8 protein-coding genes and 1 pseudogene are annotated in these 11,703 nt (G+C 67.2%); 2 read left to right on the top strand and 7 right to left on the bottom strand.

What is annotated here, in order from left to right; translation table 11 throughout:
• Nucleotides 1-35 precede the first annotated feature (35 nt).
• A pseudogene (locus ACW11F_RS00325) lies at nucleotides 36-617 on the bottom strand (ferritin-like domain-containing protein); the annotation flags it as partial.
• 198 nt (nucleotides 618-815) lie between these two features.
• Here ACW11F_RS00325 and ACW11F_RS00320 point away from each other — a divergent pair.
• Nucleotides 816-1,292 (top strand): hypothetical protein, encoded by a 477-nt coding sequence (locus tag ACW11F_RS00320; RefSeq protein ID WP_456994757.1) that lies wholly within the window; start codon nucleotides 816-818, stop codon nucleotides 1,290-1,292.
• Between the two features lie 4 nt (nucleotides 1,293-1,296).
• Here the strand turns inward: ACW11F_RS00320 and purF are convergent, their stop codons facing one another.
• The 6 genes from purF to ACW11F_RS00290 form a co-directional block, all read right to left on the bottom strand.
• On the bottom strand, nucleotides 1,297-2,766 hold the full coding sequence (gene purF, locus ACW11F_RS00315; RefSeq protein WP_456994755.1) for an amidophosphoribosyltransferase: 1,470 nt from the start codon (nucleotides 2,764-2,766) through the stop codon (nucleotides 1,297-1,299).
• Between the two features lie 57 nt (nucleotides 2,767-2,823).
• The gene (locus ACW11F_RS00310; RefSeq protein ID WP_456994753.1) at nucleotides 2,824-3,831 is read right to left on the bottom strand and encodes an SPOR domain-containing protein; all 1,008 of its coding nucleotides are present in this window, start codon (nucleotides 3,829-3,831) and stop codon (nucleotides 2,824-2,826) included.
• A 29-nt stretch (nucleotides 3,832-3,860) separates the two neighbouring features.
• Nucleotides 3,861-5,144: a bifunctional tetrahydrofolate synthase/dihydrofolate synthase gene (gene folC / locus ACW11F_RS00305; protein WP_456994751.1), complete on the bottom strand. Its 1,284-nt coding sequence runs from the start codon at nucleotides 5,142-5,144 to the stop codon at nucleotides 3,861-3,863.
• 30 nt (nucleotides 5,145-5,174) lie between these two features.
• The gene (locus ACW11F_RS00300; RefSeq protein WP_456994749.1) at nucleotides 5,175-5,819 is read right to left on the bottom strand and encodes a histidine phosphatase family protein; all 645 of its coding nucleotides are present in this window, start codon (nucleotides 5,817-5,819) and stop codon (nucleotides 5,175-5,177) included.
• 162 nt (nucleotides 5,820-5,981) lie between these two features.
• Nucleotides 5,982-8,150: a S46 family peptidase gene (locus ACW11F_RS00295; RefSeq protein WP_456994747.1), complete on the bottom strand. Its 2,169-nt coding sequence runs from the start codon at nucleotides 8,148-8,150 to the stop codon at nucleotides 5,982-5,984.
• 145 nt (nucleotides 8,151-8,295) lie between these two features.
• Entirely contained in the window at nucleotides 8,296-10,461 is a 2,166-nt protein-coding gene (locus ACW11F_RS00290; RefSeq protein WP_456994745.1) for a S46 family peptidase, read from the bottom strand.
• A 129-nt stretch (nucleotides 10,462-10,590) separates the two neighbouring features.
• On the opposite strand from ACW11F_RS00290, the gene tdh reads away from it, so the two are divergent.
• On the top strand, nucleotides 10,591-11,625 hold the full coding sequence (gene tdh, locus ACW11F_RS00285) for an L-threonine 3-dehydrogenase (protein ID WP_456994743.1): 1,035 nt from the start codon (nucleotides 10,591-10,593) through the stop codon (nucleotides 11,623-11,625).
• Nucleotides 11,626-11,703: the final 78 nt, after the last annotated feature.

Genomic DNA, 11,703 nt, shown 5'->3' with positions numbered 1-11,703 from the left:
GACGAAGGCCGGGATCCGTCCCGGCCTTCGTCGTTTCAATCGCGCCGCACGGCTTCGGCCGCTTCGCACAGGCGCTGCAATTCCTCGGCATCGAACCCCGCTTCCAGGCGTGCCGCCAGGTTGAACGGCCCGTGCAGCACCCCGCCAGCATATTCGTGCAGCAGTTCGGTGAAGCGCCGGCGCGGCTCGACGCCGGCGCGCTCGCAGTGCCAGCGATACCAGCGCGAGCCGGCGGCGACATGGGCGATTTCCTCTTGCAGGATGGTGGCGAGGATCGCCGCGCTGGCTTCGTCACCGAGTGCGCGCAGCTTCCCGATCATCCCCGGCGTCACGTCCAGCCCGCGCGCCTCCAGCACCCGCGGCACCAGCGCCATGCGCGCGAGGCCGTCATGCGCGGTCTTCTCGGCCATTTCCCACAGCCCGTCGTGGGCATCGAAATCACCGTAGTCGTGGCCGAACTCGCGCAGGCGCGCACGCAGCATGTGGAAATGGCGTGCTTCGTCATCGGCCACCTGCACCCAGTCGGCGTAGTAGTCGGCAGGCAGGCCGCGGAAACGCCACAGCGCATCGCAGGCGAGGTCGATGGCGTTGAACTCGATATGCGCGATCGCATGCAGATGGAAATCTACTGGCGCAATCCAGCCCTGTTCCTAGCGGAAGAATAAGGCTGGATATTAGAATCGATACGCCTCGTACGGGACAGGTTTCTTGGATCCCAAGAACCGGAGGCAGCCACTGGTTGGTGTGCAGCACGTCGGGTGGAAAGGTAATCAAGTGCTACGTCCAGTATGTGCCTCATTGAAAATGAAGATATGATGTCCAGACAAAGCATCTTTATTTTGATTGCATTAGTTATCGGCTTGCTCGCAGGCTTTGCCGGCGCAAAACATTTGCAAACGCGCGAACTGGGCGGAGTGGGTGACGCTCAAGTCCGAACGATGCTTATGTATACGAGCTTGCTGCGTCCCATCAATGGGCGGTCGCCTGACGAGGCAGTAATCCGCGCACGCGTCGCCAGGTCCGCCGCCATATATCTGCGTGGTGCGGCCTATCACTATCCAGAAATTCGGCTCAAGCAAAACCGACAAGCACTTCTTCATACGAGCGAAGCGGCGCTAGGCGACGGGCTGCTGGAGCATATCCCGGAACCCGAATACAAGAACTTTGTCTCAGCCACAGCTCTCTGCATTACCCGTCATCCCGATAACATCGCCCAACTGGAAGGCTGCATTAAGCAGATCCCCAGCCCTTACGCCGAGCAAATGCATCCGGCACAAGCACCGCCATCGTAATCGGCTAACCGCAACGCTGCTTGACCTTGGCCTCGTCTGAGCGCTGCGCCTGCAATTGTTCGAGATAGCCGTGGTCCACGCCGGTGACGTACTCACCGGAGAAGCAGGAGCTGTCGAAACGCATGCCCGGGTTCTTCGGCCCGGCAACGGCCGCTTCCAGATCGTCCAGATCCTGATACACCAGCCAGTCGCAGCCGATCAGCTCGCGGATCTGTTCGACGTCGCGGCCATGCGCGATCAGCTCGCGCGGCGTGGGCATGTCGATGCCGTAGATGTTGGGGTAGCGCACCGGCGGCGCGGCCGAGGCCAGGTACACCTTGCGCGCGCCGGCATCACGCGCCATCTGCACGATCTGCTGGCTGGTGGTGCCGCGCACGATCGAATCATCGACCAGCAACACCACGCGGTTGCGAAACTCCAGCGGGATCGGATTGAGCTTGCGACGCACCGACTTCGCGCGCTCGTCCTGGCCGGGCATGATGAAAGTACGGCCGACGTAGCGATTCTTGATGAAGCCCTCGCGGTACTTGACGCCGAGCACGTTGGCGATCTCCAGCGCCGCATCGCGACTGGTATCGGGGATCGGAATCACCACGTCGATGTCATGCTCCGGCCATTCGCGCAGGATCTTCTCGCCCAGCGCCACGCCCATGCGCATGCGCGCCTTGTGCACCGACACGTTGTCCATCATCGAGTCCGGACGCGCGAAATAGACGTACTCGAACACGCACGGGCGCGGCTCCACCGCCTCGGCGACCACGCAATGGTGCAGCTGGCCATCGGCGGTGACCACCACCGCCTCGCCCGGCGCGACGTCACGCAGGCGGCTGAAGCCGATCAGGTCGAGCGCCACCGATTCGGAAGCCAGCGCGTATTCCTCGCCCTCGGGCGTGCTGCGCTGGCCGATCACCAGCGGGCGGATCGCATTGGGATCGCGGAACGCCACCAGGCCCAGGCCCATCACCATGCACACCGCGGCGAAGCCGCCCTTGGCACGCCGCATCAGTCCGCGCACCGCCTCGAACGCGGCCTCGGCATCGAGCGTCGCCTGCTGCGCCAGTTCGTGCGCGAACACGTTGAGCAGCACTTCCGAATCACTTTGCGTGTTGACGCTGCGACGGTCCTGCTCGAACACTTCGCGACGCAGCTCCTCGGTATTGATCAGGTTGCCGTTGTGGGCCAACGCGATGCCGTACGGCGAGTTGACGTAGAACGGCTGCGCCTCGTCACTGCCCTCGCTGCCGGCGGTGGGATAGCGGCAGTGGGCGATGCCCATGCGCCCCTTGAGCTGGGCCATCATGCGCGCGTTGAACACGTCGCTGACCAGGCCATTGCCCTTTTCCATGCGCAGTTGGCGACCGTCGCTGGTGGCGATGCCTGCGGCGTCCTGGCCGCGGTGCTGCAGCACGATCAGGCCGTCATACAACCGTGCCGCCACTTCGCTGTGGCTGACGATGCCGAGGATGCCGCACATGGGCCGGGACTCCGCTTGAGTGGTGCTGGGTGGAAAGAAGATGCTGCCGCAATGCGCTCAGGGATGCGAGCGCACCATGCCATTCACGCCGAGCCGGGCTGCGGCCTGTGCACGCAAGCGCTCGGCTTCGGCACGGTCGGCCACCGGGCCCAGGCGCACGCGGGTGCGTGGTCCGTCGGCGGTATTGATGGTTTCGCTGAACGCCGACAGCCCCGCCGCGCGCGCCTTGTCGCGCAATGCGGTAGCCGCCGCCGGGTCGGCGAATGCGCCCAGCTGTACCGCGAAACCCACATCCGCCGCCGCCGGCCTGGGCGATTCCGGCGCAGGCTTCGGCGTGGGCTCGGTCACGGGCGCCGGCTTGGGTTCGGCCTTGGCTTCGGACTTCGGCGCGGCGGCAACCTCACGCGGTGCCGGCGCGGGCTGCGTCGCAGTCGGCTTGGACTCGGGCGCAGGGGCCGTCGCGGTGCTCGTCGGCCCGGCTGCATCAGGCAGCGGGCGCGTGCTGACCGTGGCACTCGCGGTGGCAGGCGTGGTGTCGGCATCCAGCGCGATCACCCGCGCAGGCACCTTGTCATTGACTTCGACTGCGCGCAGGCGCGCATCTTCGGCGGCAGCACGGGTGGCAAACGGACCGATGCGCACCCGCCATGCACTGCGCCCGGCCAGGGTGGCCGCTTCGGCGCGCGCGCCAAGGCCGGCACCAGCGAGCGCGGCAACCACCCGATCAGCATCCGCCGAACTGGCGTAGTGGCCGAACTGCACCGCCCAATTCCCGCCCGCAGTGCCCGGGGAAACGGGTACCTCACGCGCTCCGGCCTGCGCGGCGGCGGCATCGGGCAGCGGCTCATCCAGTCCGGTAATGCCACCGGCCGGGGCTTCGGCGGGGGCGCCCAGCGGCAGGTCGCGGGTCTGGAATCCTTCGCGCGGTGCATTGGGCACATCCAGCGACACATCCGCCGCACCGCTGACCGGCGCCGGCCCCTTGACCAGCATCGGCAGGAACACCACCGCGATCGCGACCAGCACGACCGCACCGATCAGGCGCTGTTTCAGGGCTCGTTCCATTCAGGCGCTGGCTGCAGGCGGGTGTTCGATTATAACGTGCGCTCCGCCACGGCCCCTTTCGCGCGCAGCTGCTTCAGCCCGCGTTCGGCTGCATGGAAGCTGCCGAACACGAGGATGCGCCCCCCTTCGTTGCTGTGCTCCAGGGCCAGCTCGATGCCGGCTTCGACGCTCGGTGCGCATGCCAGCAGCGGCAGACCGGCGGACAGGCGTTCGGCCAGCACCGCGGCTTCCTGTCCGCGCGGGCCGGCCTCCAGGCTGCCGGCGATGATCCAGCCATCGACCTGTGCAGCCAGCGCCTGCACCACGCCCACCGCATCCTTGTCCGCCAGTGCCGCGTACACCGCCAGCGTCGGCGTCCGCGGGCGCTCGGCCAGGGCCGCGGCCAGCGCGCGCGCGGCCTGCGGGTTGTGGCCGACATCGAGCACGATCTCGACGCCGTGGTGATGCCACGATTGCATGCGCGCGGCGATCCGGGCCTCGGCGACGCCACGCGCCCATGTCTGCGGCGCGGCGTCGAAGCCGATCGCGCGCAGCGCGGCGATGGCGCAGGCGGCATTGCGCATCTGCACCGGTGCGGCAAGGCCAGGGCGCGGCAACTCCAGTTCGAAGCCGGGCTCGCGGTAACGCCAATGCGCTGCGTCCAGCGGCTCGGCGAAAAAATCGCTGCCGATGCGCCAGCTCGACGCGCCGATCGCGTAGGCATGCCGCAGCACACTGGCCGGCGGATCGTCATCGCCCAGCACCAGCGGCTTCCAGGCACGCGCGATACCGGCCTTTTCATGGCCGATGCGTTCGATGTCATCGCCCAGCCAATCCCGGTGGTCGAGGTCGACGGTGGTGATCACCGCGCAATCGGCATCCACCACGTTCACCGCGTCCAGACGACCGCCCAGGCCCACTTCGAGCACCGCGAGGTCGAGCTCGGCGCGCTGGAACAGCCACAGCGCGGCAAGGGTGCCGGTTTCGAAATAGGTCAGCGGCGTGTCACCGCGTGCCGCCTCGATCGCCTCGAAGGCCGCCACCAGCTCGGCATCGGTGGCTTCGCGCCCCTCGATGCGCACGCGCTCGTTGTAGCGCTCGAGGTGCGGCGAGGTGTAGCTGCCCACGCGCCAGCCGCCGGCACGCGCGATCGACTCGATGAAGGCCACGCAGGAGCCCTTGCCATTGGTGCCGGCCACGCTGATGACATGGCGCGCCGGGCGTGCGGGCGGCAGCCGCGCGGCGACCTTGCGCACGCGCTCCAGGCCCAGTTCGACCTGCTTCGGGTGCCGGGTTTCCAGCCGTTCCAGCCAGGCGGCGAGTGCAGGTTCCATCTGCCGGATTGTAAGCCTGCGTGCGGCGTCTCAGAGGGCGCGGTGCAGCGCCTCGCCGAACAGCGCGGTGTGGTGCGCGCTGTCGTTGAGTCGCACCACCTCCAACGCATCCACGCTCGCGCCCTGCAGCAGGTTGAGCGTCGCCGGTGCCTGGCGGAATCCCCACAGCCGGTCGAAGGGAATGCCGAGGATGTGGCACAGCAGCACGCGGTTCACCGCATCGTGCGCCACCAGCAGCAGGGTCTGCTCTTCACCCAACCCCTCGCAGGCACGCACCAGCGCCGGCCATGCGCGATCGAACACCTGCTGCAGCGACTCGCCCCCGGGCATCTGCACCGACTGCGGCTGCGCGCGCCAGGCCTGCAGCCGCTCGGGATCACGTGCGGCGATTTCGCTGGCGAGCAATCCCTCCCATTCGCCATGCGCGATTTCCGCAAGCCCGGCATCCAGTGCCAGCATGGCGCTGCGCTCCGGGCCAAGGGCGAGCTCGGCGGTTTTCCGCGCACGGCCCAGCGGCGAGGCCAGCGCACGGTCGATGTCGACCGCCTGCAGGCGCTTGCCCAGCGCGCGCGCCTGCGCCTCGCCCACATCAGACAACGGGATATCGACCTGGCCCTGGTAACGGCCTTCGGCATTCCACGGCGTTTCACCGTGACGGGCAAGCAGGATGCGCATGGGAGTCCTTGTGATTGGATATGTGCCGTCGCGACCTGACGATGACGGCGTGCGACGAGGATACGCAGTGCAGCGCGTGATGCAAAAAAAGCGGCGCATGTCGCCATGCGCCGCCGCTGACGAAAACCCGCCGCACCCGTGACGGGTGCGACGGACCAATGCTCACTTCTGTGCCGGCACACCCATTTCCTGCAGCAGCTGCGGTGCCGGGTAGACCTCCTGCATCACCCAGCGCATGTAGCGCTGGTCGACCGAGATCATGCGCGTCATCACCGGGTCGAACACCCAGTTGGAGCTGACCGATTCCCAGTTGCCGTCGAACGCGAGGCCGACCAGCTTGCCCTCGCCGTCGAGCACCGGCGAGCCGGAGTTGCCACCGGTGATGTCGAGGTTGGCGAGGAAGTTCACCGGCACGCTGCCCAGGCGCGCATCCTCCAGTCCGCCATGACGCTTGGCACTGATCGCATCGAGCAGGTTCTGCGGCGCATCGAACGGCTCCTCGCCGGTGGCCTTGGCCGCGACTTCCTCGAGCCGGGTGAACGGTGCCTGTTCCACGCCATCGAGCTTGGTATAGCCGGTGACCTGACCGAAGGTGATGCGCAGCGAGGAATTGGCATCCGGGTACACCGCCTCGCGACGCGAGGCGCGGTAATCCATCACCGCCTGCATGTAGGTCGGCTGCACCACCAGCAGCTCGCCGGAGCGGGCCTTGCCCTTCTCCTCCAGATCCAGCAGCACCGGCATCACCGCGCGCGCATAGACGATGGCCGGATCGTCGCTGGCTTCGAAAGCGGCGCGGTCGGCGTTGAACCACTTCATGCGCTCTTCGGCGCTCTTGAGTCCGCTCTTGCCGAGGCGATCGAGCGCGGCATCGACTGCGGCGGCATCGTTGCCGCCCAGCCATTCGTCGATCGCGGCCACGCGCTGTGCGGCCGGCAGCTTGAGATATTCCAGCAGCCAGTAGCGTTGCAGCTGGCGATCCATGCCCGGGTCGTAGCGGCGCTCCATCTGCCTGAGGCCGCCTTCGATGCCGGCGAGATCGCGCTGCTGGTAACCGCTGGGGCGCTCGGCGTCGGGTTTCTGCTTTTCCATCGCCAGCCGGTACAACTGCACCGCCACCCCGCCGAGCGCACCGCCGGACTGGCGCATCACCAGGTCACGCTCGCGCGTGGCACGCGACTCGGCATGCAGTTCTACCAGGCGCTGGTGTGCGGCCAGTGCCGGCGCGCCCTTGCGCCCGCGCTTGCGCAGCCAGGCCAGCACCGCGGCTTCCTCGTCCTGCTTGGTTTTGGCCGCATCGATGCGCTTGAAGCCCTCGAGCTGGCCGTCGTAGTTCTTCAGCACGTTCTCCCAGCCACGCATGGTGCTGGCGTACTTCACTTCGATCTCGGGGTTTTTCTTGCCTGCGGCATCGACCATCGCCACCAGATTCTTGTAGTGCGCGGAAATGGTCGGGTAGGCCCATTGCTCGGTGTTTTCGAACTCGTCGGCCAACGCATAGCGGCTGGTGCGGCCCGGATAACCGGCGACCATCACGAAATCGCCCACGCCCAGCGGCTTGTCGGCCATGCGCAGCCAGTGCCTGGGCTGGTACGGAACGTTGTCTTCGCTGTACGCGGCCGGCTTGCCGTCCTTGCCGACATAGGCGCGATAGAACGCGAAGTCACCGGTGTGGCGCGGCCACATCCAGTTGTCGATCTCGCCACCGTAGCTGCCGATCGAATTGGGCGGCGCGTAGGCCAGGCGCACGTCCTTGATCTCAAGGTTCTTGAACAGGCGGTAGGTGACGCCGCCGAAGAAGCTGTACAGCCGGCAGCGGTAACCGCCATCACCCTCGCACTGCGCGATCAGGCGCTTTTCAAGGTCTTCCACCGCGCGCGTGCGGTCGGCTGGCGTCTGCGCCGCGTTGATCGCCTGCCGGACCTGCGCGGTCACGTCGGTGATTTCATCAAGCACGAAAATGCGCGCATTGGGCCCGGCCGACAGCTCGTCAGCGGGCGTGGCGGCATTGAAGCCGAGCTGGATCAGGTTGCGCTCGGGCGTCGAGTTGAGCTGGATCGCGCCATACGCACAGTGATGGTTGGTGGCGACCAGACCCTGCGGCGAGACGAAGCTGGCGGTGCAGCCGCCCAGCGAAACCACCGCACCCAGCGGGTCGCCGGTCAGGTTGGCCAATTGCTTCGGATCGAGCTTGAGGCCGGCCTTCTTCAGGCGCGCGGAAATCTCCGGCAGCTGCTGCGGTACCCACATGCCTTCATCGGCGTGGGCGCGCGGCGTGGCAAGTCCGAGGGATGCCACGGCGATCGCCGCGGCCAGTGCTGTCATGCGCATGATGCGTTTCCTGATGGGATCATGCGCCGATTCTAGCCCCCGGCAGCGGCAGACGGCCGTGGCAGAGGTCATGCCCGGGCCGCCCGGGCGGCGACGTGCCTGATGGCACGCCGCGCCGCCCGCCGACGCGGCCCCGGCATCGCGCTCAGGAGCGCGGCAGGCCCATTTCCTGCAGCAGCCAATGCGCCGGATAGACCTTGTCCATCAGCCAGCGCATGTAGCGCGCGTCCACGTGCACCGCGCGCTTGTAGCGCGAATCGAACATCCAGCTGGCGCTGACCGATTCCCAGTTGCTGTCGAAGTTGATGCCGATCAGCCGGCCCTGCGCATCCAGCACCGGCGAGCCGGAATTGCCGCCGGTGGTGTCGAGGTTGGTCAGCAGGTTGACGGTCTGGGTCTTCAGCAGCGGATCGGCGGTATTGCCGAAGTCGCCGCGCGCGATGGCCTCGCGCAGGGCCTGCGGCGCGTTGAACGGATCGGTGCCGGTGTGTTTTTCGAGGATGCCCTGCACCGTGGTCAGCGGCACATATTCCACCGCATCGCGCGGATTGAGCGACTGCACCCGCCCGTAGCTCACACGCAGGGTGGAATTGGCATCCGGATACACCGCGCGTCCCTGGCTGTGGCGATAGCCGATCAGCGCGCGCATGTAAGCCGGGCGCAGGCGCAGCAGATCGCCTTCGCGCGCCTTGGCCTCGTCCTCCAGACGCAGGATCGCCGGCAGCAGCGTGCCCGCCGCGGCCAGCAGCGGATCGCGGCTGGCGGACAACGCAGCGGCATCGGCCTGCATCCAGCGCAGCCGCTCGGCCTCATCGCCCAGCCGGGTATCGGCGTACAAGGCATCCAGCCGGGCCTGCGCGGCCTTGGCATCGGCGCCGAACACCGCATCGACTTCGGCAATGCGCTGCGCCGACGGCAGTGCGTAATAACCCTTCAGCAGGTTCATCACGATGGCCTTTTCCACCGCCGCGTCGTAGCGGCGCTGGACCTGGCGCAGGCGGCCTTCGATCAGGGCCTCGTCGCGTTGCTGGTAGCCGCTCTGGCGCTCGGCGTCGGGCTTGCCGCGCTCCAGCGCGAGCCGCTGCAAGGTGACGGCCGAGTTCAACAGCTGGCTGCGCGCGATCACCATGTTGAGCAACTGGTCGCGCTCGCGCATGGCCGAGGCACCGGCCAGCACCGCCTGCAGCTGCTCGATGTCGGCGCGGGTCGCGTCCGCATCGGGCTGGCGTGCCAACCAGGCGAGCATCGCCGCCTCGTCCTCGCGGCGCACGCGCACCGCATCGCTGCGGCGCAGACCTTCCAGCTCGCCCTGCGCGCGCTTGAGCGTGTTCTTGAACGACTGCACCTGCGAGGCGTACTTCACCGCCGCCTCGCTGCCCTCCGGCGCGGCGCCGGCGATGTCCTCGAGCAGCCCCTCGAACAGCGCGATGCGCGAGGGCAGCTGCCATTCGATCTGGCTGGCGAACTCGGCGGCGCTGCGATGGCGAAAGGTGATGCCCGGATAGCCGGCCAGCATCGCGTAATCGCCGTCCTTCACTGCCGCGGTGCTGACCTGCAGGTGCGCCGGCGGCCGGTACGGCACGTTGCCCGGGCTGTAGGCGGCCGGGGTGCCGTCGGGCGCCACGTAGGCGCGCAGGAAGGTGAAATCGCCGCTGTGCCGCGGCCACATGAAGTTGTCGATCTCGTCGCCGTAATTGCCGATGTCGCGCGGCGGCGCATACACCAGACGGATGTCGCGCAGCTCCAGTTGCCGCACCAGGTAGAAATCGGTGCCGTAGTACATGTTGGCCACGCTGCAGCGATGACCGGCATCGGCCTCGCATTCGCGCACCGCGGCCTTGGAGGCGGCATCCACCGCATCGAAGTATTCGCGTCCCTGCTTGCCCGCGGCCGCGGCCAGGATGCGTTCGGTGATCGGCTCGAAGCCGGTGGTCACCAGCACGCGGAAGTCGGGGTTGGCAGGCAGCTCGGCGGCCATGTCCGACGCGACGAAACCTTCGCCGATCAGGTCGCGCTGCGGCGAGCTGTTGTACTGGATCACGCCGAAGGCGACATGGTGATTGGTCAGGATCAGGCCATTGGGCGAGACGAAGCTGCCGGTGGCGCCACCGGCCTTGACCACCGCCGCCAGCGGCGGTTTGGTGACATCGGCCATGCGCGCCGGATCACCCTTGAAGCCGGCGGCCTTCATCTGCTGCTGGATTTCCGGCAACTGCATCGGCAGCCACATGCCTTCGTCGGCGGCCACCGGCGTGGCCGTGCCCGCGGCCAGCGCCACGCCGCCCGCCAGGCCCAGGATCGTCTTGCGCATTGCGTGCTCCCTCTTGTCCGGCAAACCCCTATTAGAACCCGGAAGCGGCCCGCGGCCCAGTCGCCTGCGCACGGAACGGCCACATCGCGCGGGCTAAAATGGCCGCCCGCACGGCACGATGGACCGGACATGACGCAAATGATGAGGGCGCTGGTCAAGCGCGAAGCTGGCAAGGGCATCTGGATGGAACAGGTCCCGGTGCCCGTCCCCGGCCCCAACGAGGTGCTGATCAAGGTGGGCAAGACCGCGATCTGCGGCACCGACCTGCACATCTACCTGTGGGATGAATGGAGCCAGCGCACGATCAAGCCGGGGCTGGTGATCGGCCATGAATTCGTCGGCCGCATCGAAGCACTGGGGCCGGGCGTGTCCGGCTACCGCGTCGGCCAGCGCGTCAGCGCCGAGGGCCATATCGTCTGCGGGCATTGCCGCAACTGCCGCGCCGGCCGCCAGCACCTGTGCCCGAACACGGTCGGCATCGGCGTCAACCGCGACGGCGCCTTCGCCGAATACATCGTGATGCCGGCCAGCAATCTGTGGCCGATCCCCGATCAGGTGCCGGGCGAGCTGGCCGCATTCTTCGACCCCTACGGCAACGCCGCGCACTGCGCGCTGGAGTTCGACGTGGTCGGCGAGGACGTGCTGATCACCGGCGCCGGCCCGATCGGCGTGATCGCCGCCGGCATCTGCAAGCACATCGGCGCGCGCAACGTGGTGGTCACCGACGTCAACGACTACCGCCTCAAACTCGCCGCCGACATGGGCGCGACGCGCGTGGTCAACGTCACCAACACTTCGCTCAAGGCGGTGATGCAGGACCTGCACATGGAAGGCTTCGATGTCGGCCTGGAAATGAGCGGCAACCCGCGCGCCTTCTCCGACATGCTCGAATGCATGTACCACGGCGGCAAGATCGCGATGCTCGGCATCATGCCCAACGGTGCCGGCATCGACTGGGACAAGGTGATCTTCAAGGGCCTCACCCTGCAGGGCATCTACGGCCGGCGCATGTACGAGACCTGGTACAAGATGACCCAGTTGCTGCTGTCGGGCTTCCCGCTTGGCAAGGTGCTGACCCACCAGTTGCCGATCGAGGAGTTCCAGCACGGATTTGATCTGATGCAATCGGGCAAGTCGGGCAAGGTGGTACTGTCCTGGCACTGATCAACTGAGGAACAAGTGAAGAGAAACGAGGAACGAGTCAACGCGCTCCCGGCCTTCACCAAATGCTCCCAGTGCCCT

The sequence above is a fragment of the Luteimonas sp. e5 genome, assembly GCF_054031035.1.
This window is presented reverse-complemented; position numbering and strand designations above follow the sequence as displayed.